The organism is Flavobacterium sp., assembly GCF_046073885.1.
Taxonomy (GTDB): domain Bacteria; phylum Bacteroidota; class Bacteroidia; order Flavobacteriales; family Flavobacteriaceae; genus Flavobacterium.
On record NZ_JBJTND010000064.1, the window covers coordinates 12,630 to 30,478 of the forward strand.

At 33.5% G+C, this 17,849-nt stretch carries 16 protein-coding genes and 1 tRNA gene; 7 read left to right on the forward strand and 10 right to left on the reverse strand.

From position 1 onward, the window contains the following. Nucleotides 1-7 precede the first annotated feature (7 nt). The 3 genes from ACKOWY_RS08365 to tgt are packed head-to-tail and all read right to left on the reverse strand — an operon-like array spanning nucleotide 8 to nucleotide 3,101. Nucleotides 8-889, reverse strand: coding sequence for a DMT family transporter (locus ACKOWY_RS08365; protein WP_408940984.1), 882 nt, complete (start codon nucleotides 887-889; stop codon nucleotides 8-10). Next, nucleotides 876-1,961: an LptF/LptG family permease gene (locus ACKOWY_RS08370; protein WP_408940985.1), complete on the reverse strand. Its 1,086-nt coding sequence runs from the start codon at nucleotides 1,959-1,961 to the stop codon at nucleotides 876-878. The genes ACKOWY_RS08365 and ACKOWY_RS08370 overlap by 14 nt, the downstream gene beginning before the upstream one ends. A 9-nt stretch (nucleotides 1,962-1,970) precedes the next feature. Next, entirely contained in the window at nucleotides 1,971-3,101 is a 1,131-nt protein-coding gene (gene tgt, locus ACKOWY_RS08375) for a tRNA guanosine(34) transglycosylase Tgt (protein ID WP_408940986.1), read from the reverse strand. A 199-nt stretch (nucleotides 3,102-3,300) separates the two neighbouring features. Here tgt and ACKOWY_RS08380 point away from each other — a divergent pair, with 199 nt between their 5' ends. The 6 genes from ACKOWY_RS08380 to ACKOWY_RS08405 all read left to right on the forward strand — a co-directional run bounded on the left by ACKOWY_RS08380 (nucleotide 3,301) and on the right by ACKOWY_RS08405 (nucleotide 11,970). Then, nucleotides 3,301-3,687 carry a hypothetical protein gene (locus ACKOWY_RS08380; RefSeq protein WP_408940987.1) on the forward strand — a complete coding sequence of 129 codons (387 nt, stop codon included), beginning with the start codon at nucleotides 3,301-3,303 and terminating at the stop codon, nucleotides 3,685-3,687. Between the two features lie 84 nt (nucleotides 3,688-3,771). Beyond that, on the forward strand, nucleotides 3,772-8,124 hold the full coding sequence (locus ACKOWY_RS08385; protein ID WP_408940988.1) for a CusA/CzcA family heavy metal efflux RND transporter: 4,353 nt from the start codon (nucleotides 3,772-3,774) through the stop codon (nucleotides 8,122-8,124). Nucleotides 8,125-8,126: 2 nt separating this feature from the next. Next, nucleotides 8,127-9,257, forward strand: coding sequence for an efflux RND transporter periplasmic adaptor subunit (locus tag ACKOWY_RS08390; RefSeq protein WP_408940989.1), 1,131 nt, complete (start codon nucleotides 8,127-8,129; stop codon nucleotides 9,255-9,257). After that, complete coding sequence (locus ACKOWY_RS08395) at nucleotides 9,250-9,948, forward strand: VIT1/CCC1 transporter family protein (RefSeq protein ID WP_408940990.1); 699 nt, start codon at nucleotides 9,250-9,252, stop codon at nucleotides 9,946-9,948. Before ACKOWY_RS08390 ends, ACKOWY_RS08395 begins: the two co-directional genes overlap by 8 nt. 153 nt (nucleotides 9,949-10,101) lie before the next feature. Continuing rightward, on the forward strand, nucleotides 10,102-10,947 hold the full coding sequence (locus ACKOWY_RS08400) for a transketolase (protein ID WP_408940991.1): 846 nt from the start codon (nucleotides 10,102-10,104) through the stop codon (nucleotides 10,945-10,947). Between the two features lie 69 nt (nucleotides 10,948-11,016). Further along, nucleotides 11,017-11,970, forward strand: a complete 954-nt coding sequence (locus ACKOWY_RS08405; protein WP_408940992.1) for a transketolase family protein — start codon at nucleotides 11,017-11,019, stop codon at nucleotides 11,968-11,970. 92 nt (nucleotides 11,971-12,062) lie between these two features. Here ACKOWY_RS08405 and ACKOWY_RS08410 read toward each other — a convergent pair. From ACKOWY_RS08410 to idi, 6 genes are all read right to left on the reverse strand, one after another. Then, nucleotides 12,063-12,136: transfer RNA gene (locus ACKOWY_RS08410), tRNA-Thr, on the reverse strand. 79 nt (nucleotides 12,137-12,215) lie between these two features. Then, nucleotides 12,216-12,482: a hypothetical protein gene (locus ACKOWY_RS08415; RefSeq protein ID WP_353085389.1), complete on the reverse strand. Its 267-nt coding sequence runs from the start codon at nucleotides 12,480-12,482 to the stop codon at nucleotides 12,216-12,218. A gap of 55 nt (nucleotides 12,483-12,537) precedes the next feature. After that, complete coding sequence (locus tag ACKOWY_RS08420) at nucleotides 12,538-13,500, reverse strand: type I phosphomannose isomerase catalytic subunit (protein ID WP_408940993.1); 963 nt, start codon at nucleotides 13,498-13,500, stop codon at nucleotides 12,538-12,540. Nucleotides 13,501-13,559: 59 nt separating this feature from the next. Beyond that, a complete protein-coding gene (locus tag ACKOWY_RS08425) occupies nucleotides 13,560-14,018 on the reverse strand; it encodes a peroxiredoxin (protein WP_408940994.1) in 459 nt (152 codons plus the stop codon). Nucleotide 14,019: 1 nt separating this feature from the next. Beyond that, the gene (locus tag ACKOWY_RS08430) at nucleotides 14,020-14,430 is read right to left on the reverse strand and encodes a 6-pyruvoyl trahydropterin synthase family protein (protein WP_408940995.1); all 411 of its coding nucleotides are present in this window, start codon (nucleotides 14,428-14,430) and stop codon (nucleotides 14,020-14,022) included. A 15-nt stretch (nucleotides 14,431-14,445) separates the two neighbouring features. Then, nucleotides 14,446-14,973: an isopentenyl-diphosphate Delta-isomerase gene (gene idi, locus ACKOWY_RS08435; protein ID WP_408940996.1), complete on the reverse strand. Its 528-nt coding sequence runs from the start codon at nucleotides 14,971-14,973 to the stop codon at nucleotides 14,446-14,448. A gap of 163 nt (nucleotides 14,974-15,136) precedes the next feature. Between idi and ACKOWY_RS08440 the strand changes: the two genes are divergently transcribed. After that, the gene (locus ACKOWY_RS08440) at nucleotides 15,137-16,246 is read left to right on the forward strand and encodes a bifunctional methionine sulfoxide reductase B/A protein (protein WP_408940997.1); all 1,110 of its coding nucleotides are present in this window, start codon (nucleotides 15,137-15,139) and stop codon (nucleotides 16,244-16,246) included. On the opposite strand, the gene ACKOWY_RS08445 is transcribed toward ACKOWY_RS08440, so the two are convergent. Then, complete coding sequence (locus ACKOWY_RS08445; protein ID WP_408940998.1) at nucleotides 16,243-17,805, reverse strand: NAD(P)/FAD-dependent oxidoreductase; 1,563 nt, start codon at nucleotides 17,803-17,805, stop codon at nucleotides 16,243-16,245. The genes ACKOWY_RS08440 and ACKOWY_RS08445 overlap by 4 nt on opposite strands. Nucleotides 17,806-17,849: the final 44 nt, after the last annotated feature.

Below are 17,849 nucleotides of genomic sequence, written 5' to 3' on the forward strand. Positions count from 1 at the left end.
AAATCTTTTAAGTGGTTTTGTATTTTGCTTTTACAACTGCATTTAAGATTACAGTAAGTAAAATAATAAATGCCCCAAGATAAAAAGTAGGACTCATGTGTTCTTTATCTTTAAATATTAGAACGGCTAAAAGTATTCCGTAAATAGGCTCTAAATTGATGGTTAGCATCACGGTATAAGGGCTTAGATATTTCATAACCGAAGTTGATGCAATAAACGCATAGGCCGTGCAAACCGAGCTCAATATCAATAAATACATAAAATCATTGAGGGTAATTTGAAAGAAGGAAGCATTAAAACTCGAGCTACCCAATAAAAACAGTGAAAAGAATAGTACACCTCCTAAAAGTTCATAAAACGAAATTACTTTAGGTTCATAATTCACAACAAATCTACTATTGATTACAGCGAAGGAGGCAGATAGAAAAGCCGAAATTAGAGCAAGAATTATCCCTTCAGAATATTTGCCTTCCACATTAAATATAATAGAAAGACCCACAACAACCAGTAAGCCGAAGAAGATTTCATACCATATTATCTTTTTCTTAAAAAATATAGGTTCAATTATGGATGCAAAAAAGGCACCCGTTGACAAACATGCTAAGGTTATGGATACATTGGATACTTTAATGGCTCTAAAAAAAGTAAACCAATGCAGTGCAATTACCAATCCGGCGACTAAAAACTTTAAAATTACTTTTTTAGGAAACTTTAGCGAAGTTTTGGTATACTTATTATACAAAAAAATAAAAAAAACTGCAAAAAGCATGCGATACCATACCAATGGTAATGCATCAAGAGTAATGAGTCTCCCTAAAATAGCGGTGAATCCCCAGATAAAAACTATCCAGTTTAATTTTATATAACTTTTTGTGTTATCGCTTAGCATTTCGAAGTAAAAATAATGCTAAGATACCAAAAACTAAATTAGGTATCCACACGGCAATAATTGGTGGGGCAGATGATTTTTCGGCCAAAACTCCAAATACTTTATCTAAGAAAACAAAAGCAAAAGCCAATAAAATCCCGATTGCTAAGTTCATTCCCATACCTCCTCTTCGCTTCATTGCAGATACTGCGACGGCAATAATTGTTAGAATAAAAGCTGAAATTGGAATACTGTATTTTTTATATAAAACCACCAAATAAACATTGATATTTGAAGAACCTCGTTCTCTTTCTTTATCAATAAAATGTATTAATTTATTGTAGGTTAGCGTTTCTGCAATATAAACTACAGGAGTTAAATCTTCAAGATCAAATTTAAAAACTGTGTCTTTTACACTACCCGATTGGATAAAATCTCCTAAAGGCCCTACTTTTCTTTTGGTATAATTAAATAAGGTGTAATTTCTTTTTTTTGGATTGTAGGTAATTCTATCGGCGGTGACTTTATAAATCAATTTGTTTTTTTCAAATCGTTCCATCGAAAAATTGAAAGCCATTTTAGAATCCGAATTATAATTACTTACATAAATATATTCTTCCTTATTTATTTGACGATATACATCGGAATTGTCTCGCATTTCATTTTGGCCATTCCCAATTAAATAGGTATACCTGAAATTATTAAACCCTTCACTTGCCTTGGGAACCAAGAAAAAACCCATTAACAAAGCAAATACCGAAACGATGGTTGCCCCAATAATATAAGGACGTAAAAATCGTGTAAAAGAAATTCCGGAACTTAATATGGCAATAATTTCGGTGTTATTTGCCAGTTTGGAAGTGAACCAAATAATCGACAAAAACAAAAATATCGGAAATAATAAATTGGCAAAATAAATTGTAAAATCTAGATAATACTGAGCGATAGCAGAGAATGGCACATGATTTTCAATCATTTTATTAATCTTTTCAGACACATCAATGGTTATCCCAATAGGAATAAACAACAATATCATCACTGAAAAATTGCTTAAATAGCGCTTTAGTATGTATTTATCTAATATTGTTAACATGCAAATCCGTTACAGTCTTTGGCTCATTTGTTTTACCATCATCTCTTTCCATACTCTAAAATCTCCCGCTAAGATATGTTTTCTTGCTTCACGCACTAACCACATATAAAAACCAAGATTATGAATGGTTGCAATTTGTTTTCCTAAATATTCATTTGAAGCAAATAAATGACGAAGATACGCTTTGGTATATTCGGTATCTACAAATGTAATTCCCATTTCATCTAATGGTGAAAAATCGGCTTCCCATTTTTTATTCTTAATATTTATGGTTCCGTTAGCTGTAAATAACATTCCGTTTCTGGCATTACGCGTTGGCATCACACAATCAAACATGTCTACCCCTAGCGCAATATTTTCTAATATATTAATTGGAGTTCCAACACCCATTAAATAACGCGGTTTGTCTTCGGGTAAGATATCACAAACAACCTCAGTCATAGCATACATTTCTTCGGCTGGTTCTCCAACAGATAATCCGCCAATAGCATTTCCTTGTTGATTGGAATTGGCAATATATTCGGCCGATTGCATTCTTAAATCTTTGTAGGTACTTCCTTGCACAATTGGAAAGAAAGTTTGATCGTAACCATATTTAGTTGGTACTTTTTCCAAATGATTGATACAACGATCCAACCATCGGTGTGTCATTTTCATGGAACGCTGTGCATAGCGATAATCACATGGATAGGGCGTACATTCGTCAAAAGCCATGATAATATCGGCACCAATGGTTCTTTGAATTTCCATCACATTTTCGGGTGTAAAAAAATGATAGGAACCGTCAATATGTGATTTAAACTTTACGCCTTCTTCTTTTATTTTTCTATTTGCCGAAAGCGAATACACTTGATATCCACCCGAATCGGTTAAAATATTACGATCCCAATTCATAAACTTGTGCAAACCACCTGCCTTTTCAAGAATTTCAGTTTGCGGACGAAGGTATAAATGGTAGGTGTTACCTAAGATAATATCGGGATTGATTTCCTCTTTAAGTTCTCTTTGATGCACCCCTTTCACCGAAGCAACGGTTCCCACAGGCATGAATATTGGAGTTTCAATAACACCGTGATCGGTAGTTATCTTTCCCGCTCGAGCTTTAGAATTTGGGTCTTTTTGTAATAAATCGAATTTCATATAGGCATTTTCAATTGGCAAATATAATTTATTTAGATTTTAGGTTTTGGGTTTTAAACTTTAATTTAACAGATAAATCAAAAATAAGATAACCTCATTAAATAATCTTAAGAATGAATTAATAATGAATAAATACAACTAATTATATTTAATTTTTGAGTAAATTTGCTTTATATATTTCATTAACAGTAAATATAATATGAAAAGGATTATTGCCTTGACATTTTTAACTTTTTTCCTTATTTCATTAACTGAAGTAAAACAGCTATTGAAATTACCTATCTTGGTAGAACATTTTTCTGAGCATCATGAAAAAGACACGAAAATAACCCTTTGGAAGTTTTTATGCATGCACTATTCCTCTGAAACCATAAATGATGGAGATTTCGAAAAAGACTCTAAGCTACCTTTTAAAACTATTGATACAAACAGTAATTCCAATCAAGTAATCATTTTAAACGAATTAAAATTTTGTTTCAATACTATTTTGATAAACTCAGATAAAAAGAAACTAATTAAATATTATCCTCATTTTAGTAATTCTACATTTTCAAATTATATTTGGCAACCCCCAAAATTTAGTTGATCCTTATTTCCTATCGAATTAATTATTTCAAATAGTACTATTTGAAATCTATCTATTAATTAATTAATAAATCAATTAAATATTATGCTTAATAAAATAATTGAATTTTCTATTAAGAATAAACTCCTAATAGGATTATTCACTTTTGTATTGTTTTTTTATGGAATCTACCAAGTTTCAAAACTTCCCATAGATGCTGTTCCAGACATTACTAATAATCAAGTTCAGGTAATTACCATCGCCCCTTCATTTGGTGCAACCGATATTGAACGGTTGGTAACTTTTCCTATAGAACAAGCAAACAATAATATATCCGGATTAAAAGAAATTAGAAGCTTCTCACGGTTTGGATTATCTTTAGTCACGATGGTTTTTGATGATGAAACCGATATTTACTGGGCTAGACAACAAGTTGCCGAACGACTTCAAAAAGTTCAAAGTCAAATTCCTCAAGGAATAGGCACTCCTGAACTAGGCCCAGTATCAACAGGCCTAGGAGAAATTTATCAATATGTTATTCGACCTAAAGAAGGTTATGAAAAAAAATATAATGAAACTGAATTACGAACTATTCAAGATTGGATCGTTAGAAGGCAATTACTTGGAGTAAAAGGAGTTGCCGAAGTAAGTAGTTTTGGAGGTAAGTTAAAACAATATGAAATTGCTGTAAATCCAAATAAATTGCAATCATATGGCTTAACCATAAGTGATGTATTTAATGCAGTAGAAAAAAATAACCAAAATACTGGTGGATCGTATATTGAAAAAGGTGCCACCTCTTTATTTATTAGAAGTGAAGGGCTTATTGGTAATATAGAAGATATTGGAAATATCGCTATCAAATCTAATTCAAGTGGAACTCCTCTTTTTATTAGAGATGTTGCCGATGTTAAAATTGGTTTTGCCACAAGGTACGGAGCGATGACCTATAACGATCAAGGAGAAGTTTCTGGTGCCGTTGTTATGATGCTAAAAGGAGCAAACAGCAGTGATGTTGTTAAAAATGTAAAAGAAAGAGTAGCTTTAATCCAAAAAACTTTACCCGAAGGTGTAATTATAGAACCATTTCTAGACAGAACAAAAATGGTAAATAACGCAATAGGAACCGTAGAAAAAAACTTACTAGAAGGGGCGTTAATTGTAATCTTTGTTTTGGTTGTTTTCCTTGGAAATTTTAGAGCAGGATTATTAGTGGCCTCCGTGATTCCGTTAGCAATGTTATTTGCCATAATAATGATGAATCTTTTTGGCGTTAGCGGTAACCTTATGAGCCTTGGAGCGTTAGATTTTGGATTAATTGTTGATGGTGCTGTGATTATTGTAGAGGCCGTTATGCACCAATTAACTCACAGTAAAAAACTCAAAAATGAAAGTGAGTTATCTCAAAAGAAAATGGATAAAGAAGTGCAAACTTCGGCCAGCAAGATGATGAACAGTGCGGTTTTTGGTCAAATCATTATCTTGATCGTATACCTTCCAATCTTTACTTTACAAGGTATTGAAGGAAAGATGTTTAAACCAATGGCGCAAACTGTTGCTTTTGCATTATTAGGAGCTTTCATTCTATCACTTACTTACATCCCAATGATGAGTGCACTATTTTTAAGTAAAAAAGTAAAACACGAGCCAAATCTTTCAGACAAAATAATGATAAAAGTAGAAATGAAATACCAACATTTACTTCAAAAAATATTAAATTATCCTAAAATTGTAATCTCAACAGTTGTAACTCTATTCTTTTTAGCAGTGATTATAATAACTTCTTTAGGTGGAGAATTTATTCCTGCATTAGAAGAAGGAGATTTTGCTGTAGAAACTAGGGTACTTACAGGAAGTAATTTAAATACCACTATTAAAAGTACACAAAAAGCAGCTCATATATTAAAAACACAATTTCCTGAGGTTGAAAAAGTAGTTACAAAAATAGGTAGCGGGGAAGTTCCAACAGACCCTATGGCGATGGATGCCAGCGATATGATTGTAGTAATGAAAGATAAAGAAGAATGGACATCAGCAAAAACTTTTGATGAAATGGCAGCCAAAATGGGTAAAGCCTTAGAAAATGTTCCCGGAATTACTACTGGTTTTCAATATCCGGTGCAGATGCGTTTCAACGAGTTAATGACAGGAGCAAGACAAGATGTAGTTTGTAAAATATTTGGTGAAAACCTAGATACTTTAGCTTTATATGCTCAAAAATTAGGTAAAATAGCAAACACTGTAAAAGGCACTCAAAACCTATATATTGAACCCGTTACAGGAATGCCTCAAGTTATTATTGAATACAACCGGAACATAATTGCACAATATCAATTAACAATTGAAGACATAAATAAAGTAGTTAATACCGCCTTTGCAGGTCAAAGTACAGGCTTAGTTTTTGAAGGGGAAAAACGATTTGATTTAATGGTTCGGCTTAACAATAACCAGCGAAAAGATATTGAAGATGTAAAGAATTTACTAATTCCAACACCACAAGGAACTCAAATACCGCTATCGCAATTGGCTAATGTAGAAATTAAAAATGGCCCAAATCAAATACAACGAGAAGATGCCAAACGTAGAATTGTTGTTGGTTTCAATGTAAGAGGTCGCGATGTGCAAAGCATTGTCAACGAATTACAACAAAAAGCCGAAAAACAAATTAAATATCCGGCAGGATATTTCACTACCTATGGCGGTGCTTTTGAAAATTTAAACAAAGCTAAAGACCGCCTCATGATTGCAGTTCCTGTATCATTATTCCTAATATTTTTATTGTTGTTTTTTGCTTTCAATTCGGTAAAACACGGATTACTAATTTATTCTGCAATACCACTTTCTGCTATAGGAGGGATTTTCTTATTGGCGTTACGCGGAATGCCTTTTAGCATTAGCGCAGGAGTTGGGTTTATTGCCTTATTTGGAGTTGCAGTATTAAATGGAATTGTATTAATTACAGAGTTTAACCAATTAAAATCTGAGGGTATGACCGATTTACATCGAATTGTTCTGATGGGAACCAAAGTGCGTTTGCGTCCTGTATTAATGACTGCATTTGTAGCATCCTTAGGGTTCTTACCAATGGCAGTAAGTAATGGTGCTGGTGCGGAAGTACAACGGCCGTTAGCAACAGTAGTAATTGGCGGGTTAATGATAGCCACTTTTTTAACTCTGTTTGTGCTACCAATACTATATGTGATTTTTGAAATAGGGGTTAATTTTAATCAATTCAAAAAAAATACTGCACTAGTTATTCTTCTGGTTTCCCTTTCCTTTTCTAATACAAATGCGCAAACGCCTATTACTTTACAAACAGCAATAGAAACTGCTTTGAAAAATAATTTAAGTATTAAAAACGAACGATTAAAAGCCAATTATCAAGAGAAATTAATTAAATCAGCAGTCAATCTTCCTACAACAAATATCGTTGCTGATTATGGGCAAATTAATAGCTTTTACAATGACAATCGTTTCGGAATTTCGCAAACTTTTAATTTTCCTACAGTTTATAGTCGACAAAAAAAACTGTTTAAAGAAGAAGGACAATCAGCAAATTTATTAGTGGCTATGAAAGAAGCCGAGCTTAAAAAAGCAGTTTCGGAAAGTTTTTTCACCTTGGTATATTTGAATGAAAAAGAAAAGCTTTTGCAAAAAAGTGACACTTTATTTTTAGAATTTCAAAAGAAATCCAATTTGCGATTTCAAAAAGGAGAAAGTAATATCCTGGAAAAAACTACAGCTGAAAACCAACACGGCAGTATTCTTCTCCAATTAATTCAGTTGCAACAAGAAAAAGAAATAGTAAAAAGTCAGTTTCAATTACTATTAAATTCCGAAACCGATTTTATTCCGAAAGCAACAAATTTGAAATTAATTTTAGATAAAACTATTGATAGCACTTTGGTTGCGCAACATCCAAATCTTAAAGTTTTAGAGCAACAAAAAAAAATAAGTTTGGCTTCAACTAAATTAGAAAAATCGAAATTATTACCAAGCCTGAACTTTGGATATAATAATACTTCAATAACTGGAACTGGTGCTAACGATATAGTTTATGATAAATCAACTCGATTTCAATCGGGTCAAATAGGTCTTGGAATTCCATTATTTGGAGGTTCTCAAAAAGCTAAAATAACGGCAGCTAAAATACAGGAAAGCATTTCTGAAAATGAATTCCAAAGAGGAAAATTAGAACTCAAAATGCACTATCAAAATGCACTTTTGCAATATCAAAAAGATCTAGAAAAATTAGATTATTTTGAAAAAATAGCACTTTCAAATGCACAAACAATTATTGAAACTGCAAAAAAACAGTTTTATAATGGTGAAATTAACTATCTTGATTGGGTTCTTCTTACTAATCAAAGCATCACAATTAAAAGTAATTATATTGATACTGTGATTCACCATAACAACTTAATTATTCAACTTAATTACCTTACTTCAAAACAATAAAAATGAAAAAATTATTAATAATTTCATGTCTTATAGTATTTCTTATTGGATGCAATTCTAAGAAAGAAGAAAAAACCATAAAAACTACTACAACTACAAATTTAGTTTCAATTACCGATGCACAACTAAAAAATACCACCTTAGAAACGGGACAACTCGAAAAAAGAAGTATTTCTACAGTGTTAAAAGTAACTGGTAAAATTGATGTCCCTCCTCAAAATATGATTTCGATTAGTATGCCACTTGGAGGATATTTAACCTCAACCAAATTATTGCCAGGGCTACATATTGCCAAAGGTGAAATTATTGCTACAATGGAGGACCAGCAATATGTGCAATTACAACAAGACTATTTGACGACAAAATCTAAATTGTTTTTTGCCGAAAAAGAATACCAACGCCAAAAAGAACTAAATCAAAACCAGGCAAGCAGCGACAAGGTTTTTCAACAATCAGATAACGAATATAAAACCTTAAGAATTAACTTAAGTGCTTTAGCAGAAAAACTGAGATTGATCAATGTGAACCCGAGTTCGCTATCAGAAAAAAACATTTCTAAAAGCGTAAATATTTATGCGCCGATTACTGGTTTTGTTTCGAAAGTGAATGTTAATATTGGAAAATACGTAAACCCCTCTGATGTATTATTTGAACTAATTAATCCTTTAGATATTCATTTAAATTTAAAAATCTTTGAAAAAGACATAACTAAATTATCCATTGGTCAAAAATTAGTAGCCTATACCAATAACCAGCCAGATAAAAAACATCCTTGTGAGATCTTATTGATAAGTAAAGATTTGTCTATTGATGAACATACTGCAGATGTACATTGCCATTTTGAGAACTACGATAAGACATTATTACCAGGTATGTATATGAATGCAGATATTAATATAAAAAGCGAAAATAGTTTGGCGCTTCCAAAAGATGCTATTGTTAATTTCGAAGGTAAAGAATATATTTTTGTTGTAGTTAAGAAAAATCAATTTCAAATGATCGAAATAAAAACCGGAAATTCTGAAAATGGATTTATTGAAATTTTAGATGCTGAGCCAATAATTAATGAATCTATAGTAACCAAAGGAGCATATACATTATTAATGAAACTAAAAAACAAAACTGATGAGTAATGAAGTAATTTACCAAGAACAACATTTAAAAAGCTCCGAATTCATCACCGATATTGTCATTGGAATGAGTGATGGACTAACCGTTCCTTTTGCATTAGCAGCTGGATTGAGTGGCGCTGTAGATAACAATGCAATTGTGATAACGGCGGGAATAGCTGAAATTGTTGCGGGTTGTATTGCCATGGGATTGGGAGGCTATCTTGCTGGAAAAACCGAGCAAGAACATTATGAAAGCGAGTTAAAAAGAGAATATTTTGAGGTAGATAATTACCGTCAAAAAGAGATTGATGAAGTAAAAGAAATATTTGACGAATACGGAATTGACGAAGAGGGACAAACACTATTGGCGAATCAATTGGCAAAAGACAAGAAAAAATGGGTCGATTTTATGATGAAATTCGAACTTGGATTAGAGGAACCACACCCAAAAAGAGCCCGAAATAGTGCCTTAACAATTGGTTCAGCCTACATTGTTGGTGGTTTTTTACCTTTATCAGCTTATTTTTTTACTACTAACCCACAGGAAGGATTGCTAGTTTCGGCAGGCATAACAACACTTTGTCTTTTTGTTTTTGGTTACTTTAAAAGTAAAGTTACCGGCCAACCTCCTATTAAAGGTGCATTAAAAGTTACTGCAATTGGACTTATTGCAGCTGCAGCCGCCTTTGGAATTGCTAAATTCATAGGATAACAACCTAAATAAATCTTTATAATATGAAAGCTCTAAATTTTTTAGGGCTTTTTTTTAATATCTTAATAACTTTTGAAAAGTCGTATAATTATTTTTTTATCAGCTATTTTCTATGTAGTATCTTTGAAACATTAAATTAATTAACTACAACAAATGTCTGACATTAAACAACTACAAGATTTTACAACACAAGTACGAAGAGACATACTTCGAATGGTACATGCTGTAAATTCAGGTCACCCAGGAGGTTCTTTGGGATGTGCTGAATTTTTAGTGGCATTATACCAAGACATTCTTAACCGTAAATCGGAATTTAATATGGACGGTATTGGAGAAGATGTATTCTTCTTATCTAACGGTCATATTTCTCCTGTATTTTACAGTGTTTTAGCTAGAAGCGGTTATTTTCCGGTGGCTGACTTAGCAACGTTCAGAAAAATAAATTCCCGTTTACAAGGTCATCCAACTACACATGATAATTTACCAGGTGTTCGTATGGCTTCTGGTTCATTAGGACAAGGTTTATCAGTTGCTATTGGGGCTGCTCAAGCAAAAAAATTAAATAATGATTCTAATTTAGTTTATGTTTTGACCGGTGATGGTGAATTGCAAGAAGGTCAAAATTGGGAAGCAATCATGTATGCTTCGGCTAAAAAAGTAGACAACCTTATTGCTACTGTTGATTTAAACGGAAAACAAATTGATGGTTCTACAGATGAAGTACTTAACATGGGCAACATCAAAGCTAAATTTGAAGCCTTCGATTGGGAAGTTATTGAAATTGCTAAAGGAAATGATATAGAAGCTATCCTTAACGGAATGAGCACGGCTAAATATAAAACAGGAAAAGGAAAACCAGTTTGTGTTTTATTGCATACCGAAATGGGTAACGGAGTAGATTATATGATGCATACGCATGCTTGGCATGGTAAAGCACCGAATGACGAACTTTTAGCAAAAGGTTTAGAGCAAAATCCAGAAACATTAGGCGATTACTAAATAATTAAGAATTTTAAATTAAGAATTTTATCATCTTAATTTTTTACTCATTCAATCTTTGTACACGAAATGAAAAAATATACAAACACAGGAAGTAAAGATACTCGTTCGGGATTTGGCGCAGGAATGACCGAATTAGGACAAAAAAATGAAAATGTAGTTGCACTTTGTGCGGATTTAATTGGCTCATTAAAATTTGATGATTTCAAAAAAAATCACCCAGAGCGTTTTTTTCAAGTTGGAATTGCTGAAGCCAACATGATTGGAATTGCAGCAGGATTAACAATAGGTGGAAAAATTCCATTTACTGGAACTTTTGCAAACTTTTCTACAGGAAGAGTTTACGATCAAATACGTCAATCAGTAGCTTATTCTGATAAAAATGTAAAAATATGCGCTTCTCACGCAGGTTTAACTCTTGGAGAAGACGGAGCAACGCACCAAATATTAGAAGATATTGGTTTGATGAAAATGCTACCGGGCATGACTGTTATCAACACTTGTGATTACAACCAAACTAAAGCGGCTACCTTAGCTCTTGCAGATCACCACGGCCCAGCTTACTTACGTTTTGGCCGACCAGTAGTTCCTAATTTCATGCCTGCCGATGAGCCGTTTGTAATTGGAAAAGCGATTATGCTTAACGAAGGGACCGATGTAACCATTATCGCAACAGGGCATTTAGTATGGGAAGCATTAATTGCTGCCGAAGAATTGGAAGCAAAAGGAATTTCTGCCGAAGTGATTAATATACATACTATAAAACCTCTTGACGAAGAAGCGATTTTAAAATCGGTTGCTAAAACAGGTTGTGTAGTAACTGCTGAAGAACACAATATTCTTGGCGGATTGGGAGAAAGCGTTTCTAGAACTTTGGCATTAAATAATCCAAAACCTCAAGAATTTGTTGCGGTTCAAGATTCATTTGGCGAGAGCGGAACTCCAGAACAATTAATGGAAAAATACAAGCTAAACCATCAAGCAATTGTGGAGGCATCACTAAAAGTGATTAAAAGAAAATAATACTAAATAGTATCCCTAATTAATCCGCCCGTAAAGGCGGATTTTTTTTTGCATAAAAAAACCGTTTCAAATGAAACGGTTTTAAAACTAAGAGCCGGCGGAGGGACTCGAACCCACGACCTGCTGATTACAAATCAGCTGCTCTAGCCAACTGAGCTACGCTGGCAACTCTTGAGTGGTGCAAATATAATCTTGAAAATTAATTTTCCAAAGAAAAATTACACTTTTTTAAATAAAAATATTGATTAAAGCGCGTTAATTTTAGCAATCAATTGATTAGCAGTTTGTTCTAATTCTGCATTGATTTGTTTAAAATGTGCTTTTTTGTTTTCTACTTTTTTAGCGTTTACTTTAACAATTAAGCTGTCAAATGAGCTAATTGCCTCATCTATAATTGCATTAGTAGCTTCTGTTGGTTTTCCTGCAGAAGTCATTTCGCAGATGTAAACTGCTTCAATAATATCTCCTAATACGTAATTGATGTCTTTTTTTAAATTTTTAACACTTGGCATTTTTCTATTATTTAATAATTCGAGGCAAAATTACATATAATCTTTCTAATATTTACTATGAAATGTATATTTCTAAAAGAGAGGCTTCTCCCTTTATTTCATATTCCTTTAATGAGGCCGGAAGCAAAACCGTGTCCCCTATTTGATAACGATAAATTTCGTTTTGAAAATGAAGTTCAAAACTTCCCGCTACACACATATAAACTGTAAAAGATTCTCCATTTTTTACAGGTTTTATTTCTCCGTTTAACGGAATAAAATTGGTTGTAAAATATTTACAATCAACAACTGTATTGGAAACATTCGCTGTTTTAGAATATTCTTTTTGTGCATCAACTACTTCATAATTAATCGCATCCAAAGCCAAATCAACATGCAATTCTCGGGTATTTCCATTGGCATCTACCCGATCAAAATCATAAATTCTATAGGTAATATCTGAAGTTTGTTGGATTTCTGCAATAACCGTTCCGGCGCCAATGGCATGAACAGTTCCTGTTTCTAGGAAGAAAACATCACCTTTTTGAACTTCTTTTGTATTCAATAAAGAAAGGATCGTTTTATTTTCCAAACTCTTTAAATATTCCTCAGAAGAGGATTTTTCTTTGAATCCCACAATCAAATTAGAATTAGGATCTGCCTGCATCACATACCACATCTCGGTTTTACCAAAAGAATTGTGTCGACTGGCAGCCAATTCATCATTTGGGTGTACTTGAATGGATAAATCTTCGCGTGCATCCAGGAATTTAAAAAGTAATGGGAATTGCTTTCCGAAAATTTGATACACTTTGTTGCCCAATACTTCTTGTGGAAATTCATGAATAAGTTCAAGTAATGATTTACCCTTATAGTATCCATTTGCTATGCAACTCACCTCGTTTTCAACTGTAGAAATTTCCCAACTTTCTCCAGTAATAGCTGAAGAGATGGGTTTATTTAATAATGTTTTGAGTTTGGTGCCTCCCCAAATTCTATCTTTTAATATAGGTTGGAATTGAAGCGGATATAGATTCATGAATTCAAAATTAATGGTACAAAGATGCAAAAAATCGGCTTGATTGAACGAACTATTTACTATTTCTGATTCAGATTTTTTAATATTTGGATCGCTTTTTCAATATGTATGGTGCTTGAAACACTATTGAAAACCATTTGAATTATTCCGTTATGATCAACAACATAGGTTTGTCTTCCTGGTAAAAAAATAAAGGAATTTGGAACTCCGAATAACTTTCTTAGCTTTTTATCGGCATCCGAAAGTAAAATAAAAGGAAGTTGATATTTACTTTTAAACTTAACATGAGAAGTAACCGAATCGGCACTAATACCAATCACTTCTGCTCCTAAATCTTTAAAAATTTGATAATTATCTCGAAAGCTGCACGCTTGAGCGGTGCATCCTGGTGTATTATCTTTTGGATAAAAATAAATTACCACAGGTTGTTTTCCAATTAATTTACTGCTATCAAATGCAGCTCCATTGGTATCAATAGCGACAAAATTAGGAAGTTCATCTCCAACTTTTAGTGCCATTTTAGTTTCCTTTATAGGTTACAAAATTGCGGGGCGTTTCATATAAAACTACTTCCAATTCCATAGAAGTATTAATGTGATTCCGAAGTTTATTCCAAATTACAACAGCAATATTCTCAGCTGTTGGATTTAAGTCAGCAAAATCAGGCACGTCAAGGTTTAGATTTTTATGATCGAATGCATTTTCAACATGCTCTTTAATTAAATCCGAAAGCACCTTCACATCAATTACAAAACCGGTTTCGGGATCTATATTACCTGTTACCGAAACTATTAATTCATAGTTATGTCCATGAAAATTGGGGTTGTTACATTTTCCAAAAACAGCATCGTTTTTTTCATTTGTCCAATCTTTTCGATACAATCGGTGGGCAGCATTAAAATGGGCTTTTCTAGAAACAGTTACTTTCATGGTTTCAATTTTTCTTTAAATTTTATGATCTTCAAGGTAATGATAAAATTCGTCAAATATTATCTTAAACCACACGGTATAAATTTCAGGATTTTGTTTCATGTCGCTTTTCACATCTTCAATACCCATCCATTTCCAACTTTCTACCTCATCCAGATTTATTTTTGGTTCCTCATTATAGTAACCTATCATTACATGATCCAGTTCATGCTCTGTCAATCCATTATCAAAAGGCGCTTTGTAAATGAAGTGAAACAATTCTTTTAGTTCGGCCACAAAGCCCATTTCTTCCATAAGCCTTCTCGTTCCAGCTTCAATATTTGTTTCACCTGCGCGTTGGTGACTGCAACAAGTATTGGTCCAAAGCAAAGGCGAATGGTATTTGTGATGCGCGCGTTGTTGCAGCATGATTTCGTTTTTACTATTCAAAATAAAAACAGAAAAAGCACGGTGCAATACTGCTTTTTCATGCGCTTCCAATTTGTTCATTAGCCCAATAGGCTCGTCCTTTTCGTTAACTAAGATTACTTGTTCTTCTTTCATAAAGATTGGATTCAGGTCAAAAATACAAAAAAAGAATTGGTACTTCAATTTATTAATCTAAACAACCGTTAAACTTTACTTAAATACAACATATTATACCTCTATTAATCTCTTACAATAAAATTCCTGTTGTAGATTTGTAATTCAAATAAATGAGCCTAAAATGAAATACGCAATAGTAATTTGGATAGTACTTCCGCTTATAGTGCTAAATGCATGTGGGCAATCGTATAAAAAAATTGAAAACAAAACCAATACAACTGCTATGGAAAATGTGATTACTAAACCAGAAAATCCATATTATTCTAATACCGATACCACAAAATTAATTCTATCGGATTCCGAATGGAGAAAAGTGCTTTCGCCTGACTTATATGCTGTAGCGCGTGAAGCAGATACCGAAAGAGCCTTCACAGGAACTATGTGGAATTCGGAAGCTAAAGGGACTTATTATTGTGCTGCATGTGGGTATAAGTTATTTAAATCTACTCAAAAATTCACCAGCAGCTGTGGTTGGCCTAGTTTTTTTGAGCAATTAAATAAAGAAAGTATTACGTTTAAGCCTGATAATTCTTACGGAATGCGACGAACAGAAGCACTTTGCGGAAGATGCAACAGCCATTTAGGTCATTTATTTGATGACGGTCCTGAGCCGACTGGAAAACGCTATTGTATGAATGCCATTTCACTTGATTTTGTTCCCGACACAATGGCAACAGAAACGAATAACAATTTGGAAACTATCGTTTTAGGTGGAGGTTGTTATTGGTGTGTTGAAGCGGTATATGAAAATTTAAAAGGTGTTAAAAGTGTGTATTCTGGTTTTGCCGGAGGAACGGTAGAGTATCCGAGTTATGAAGAAGTTTGCACCGGAAGAACAGGTGCTGCAGAGGTTGTTGAGATTACTTATGACAAAACCATTACAAATTTAGATGAAATTTTCAAAGTGTTCTTTACGGTTCACGATCCTACAACACTTAACCGCCAAGGTGCCGATGTAGGAACTCAATACCGTTCGGTGATTTTCTATAAAAATGAAGAACAAAAAAAGGCTGCTCAAAGTATTATTGAGGAGTTAAATGCTTCTAATGTGTATTCTAGTAAAATTGTAACCACATTAGAACCTTTCAAAAAATTCTATAAAGCAGAAGATTACCATCAGAATTATTATGAAAATAATAGAAACAAACCCTATTGTCAAATGGTAATTCAACCAAAAATTGAAAAATTTGAAAAGGTATTTAAAGACCGACTAAAACGAACAAAAAATTAAGCTTTTATTACCTCAGCAATTTTCAAAGCGCATTTTTCACCATCAATTGCTGCCGAAATAATACCTCCTGCATAACCGGCTCCTTCTCCACATGGATAAAGACCTTTTATCTGCAAGTGTTGTAATGAATCGTTATCGCGAGGAATTCGAACCGGTGATGAAGTTCTACTTTCTGGGGCGTGTAAAATGGCTTCATTTGTCAAATAACCAGGCATGGATTTTCCAAATTCTTTAAATCCTTCGCGCATAATTTGCGATAAAAAACCAGGGAATACTTGTCCCATTTCTACCGAAGTAGTTCCTGGAACGTATGAAGTTTTTGGTATATCCGAGGATATTTTATTTTGTGTAAAATCTACCATTCGTTGGGCTGGCACTTTTTGGGTAGAACCTGCTAATTGAAATGCTTTTTGTTCGATTGCTTTTTGGAATTCCATTCCGGCTAAAGCACCAAATTTGGCAAACGGTTTAAAATCATCCAATTTTAATTCGACCACAATACCCGAATTGGCTGTTTTTTGATCCCTTTTAGATGGAGACCATCCGTTAGTAACCACTTCACCCGGACTTGTTGCGCAAGGTGCAATTACACCACCCGGACACATACAAAAAGAATACATACCGCGACCGTTTACTTGCTTCACAATTGAATAAGGAGCCGGAGGTAAATAATCGCCTCTAAAATCACATGAATACTGAATACTGTCTATTAATTCTTGTGAATGCTCTGCTCTAACTCCTAAAGCAAAAGGTTTAGCTTCAATAAATATTTTCTTTCTATCTAATAATTCAAAGATATCTCGAGCGGAATGACCCGTTGCCAAAATCACATTATTTGCAGATATTGTATCGCCATTTTGGGTAACCACCCCTTGCATTTCATTATTCTTTATAACAAAATCGGTTACTCGAGTTTCAAATAAAACTTGACCTCCGCATTCAATAATTTTTTCACGAATATCCTGAATGATTTGAGGTAACTTATTTGTTCCAATGTGTGGATGAGCTTCAATTAATATATCCGGAGAGGCTCCAAAACCAACTAACAATTTCAATATTCGATCTACATCACCACGTTTCTTAGAACGCGTATATAATTTCCCATCTGAATAAGTTCCGGCACCACCTTCGCCAAAGCAATAATTGGAATCTTCATTTACAATGTGTTCAATATTGAGCGCTTTTAAATCTCTTCGTCGCGCTCTAACTTCTTTGCCTCGTTCTAAAACAATTGGTTTTAAACCCAATTCAATTAGTTGCAGTGCTGCAAAAAGTCCGGCAGGTCCTGCTCCAATAACAATTACTTCTTGTGAATGTGATACATTTTTATAATCGGGTAGCTCAATTTTGGTTTCCTTATACTCTTCTTCCTTAAAAAAAACCGATGCTTTAATGTTGATTTTGATTGCTTTTTGACGTGCATCAATGGAGCGTTTTTCAACCACTACTTTCTGAATTTCCTTGTTTGCCACATGAAACAACTTGGCTACATGATCTTTAAGCAAAGTTTCATTAGCAGCTATTTCGGGAGCAACTTGGGTTTGTATTTCGCGTGGCATAATTGGTTTTTTGCAAACTTAAATTAATTTCGACAATATTATAG

Bases quoted from the DNA above. Each gene is read 5' to 3' on its own strand.
- ACKOWY_RS08365 (WP_408940984.1), bottom strand. From the start codon at position 889: ATGCTAAGCGATAACACAAAAAGTTATATAAAATTAAACTGGATAGTT.
- ACKOWY_RS08370 (WP_408940985.1), bottom strand. From the start codon at position 1,961: ATGTTAACAATATTAGATAAATACATACTAAAGCGCTATTTAAGCAAT.
- tgt (WP_408940986.1), bottom strand. From the start codon at position 3,101: ATGAAATTCGATTTATTACAAAAAGACCCAAATTCTAAAGCTCGAGCG.
- ACKOWY_RS08380 (WP_408940987.1), top strand. From the start codon at position 3,301: ATGAAAAGGATTATTGCCTTGACATTTTTAACTTTTTTCCTTATTTCA.
- ACKOWY_RS08385 (WP_408940988.1), top strand. From the start codon at position 3,772: ATGCTTAATAAAATAATTGAATTTTCTATTAAGAATAAACTCCTAATA.
- ACKOWY_RS08390 (WP_408940989.1), top strand. From the start codon at position 8,127: ATGAAAAAATTATTAATAATTTCATGTCTTATAGTATTTCTTATTGGA.
- ACKOWY_RS08395 (WP_408940990.1), top strand. From the start codon at position 9,250: ATGAGTAATGAAGTAATTTACCAAGAACAACATTTAAAAAGCTCCGAA.
- ACKOWY_RS08400 (WP_408940991.1), top strand. From the start codon at position 10,102: ATGTCTGACATTAAACAACTACAAGATTTTACAACACAAGTACGAAGA.
- ACKOWY_RS08405 (WP_408940992.1), top strand. From the start codon at position 11,017: ATGAAAAAATATACAAACACAGGAAGTAAAGATACTCGTTCGGGATTT.
- ACKOWY_RS08415 (WP_353085389.1), bottom strand. From the start codon at position 12,482: ATGCCAAGTGTTAAAAATTTAAAAAAAGACATCAATTACGTATTAGGA.
- ACKOWY_RS08420 (WP_408940993.1), bottom strand. From the start codon at position 13,500: ATGAATCTATATCCGCTTCAATTCCAACCTATATTAAAAGATAGAATT.
- ACKOWY_RS08425 (WP_408940994.1), bottom strand. From the start codon at position 14,018: ATGGCACTAAAAGTTGGAGATGAACTTCCTAATTTTGTCGCTATTGAT.
- ACKOWY_RS08430 (WP_408940995.1), bottom strand. From the start codon at position 14,430: ATGAAAGTAACTGTTTCTAGAAAAGCCCATTTTAATGCTGCCCACCGA.
- idi (WP_408940996.1), bottom strand. From the start codon at position 14,973: ATGAAAGAAGAACAAGTAATCTTAGTTAACGAAAAGGACGAGCCTATT.
- ACKOWY_RS08440 (WP_408940997.1), top strand. From the start codon at position 15,137: ATGAAATACGCAATAGTAATTTGGATAGTACTTCCGCTTATAGTGCTA.
- ACKOWY_RS08445 (WP_408940998.1), bottom strand. From the start codon at position 17,805: ATGCCACGCGAAATACAAACCCAAGTTGCTCCCGAAATAGCTGCTAAT.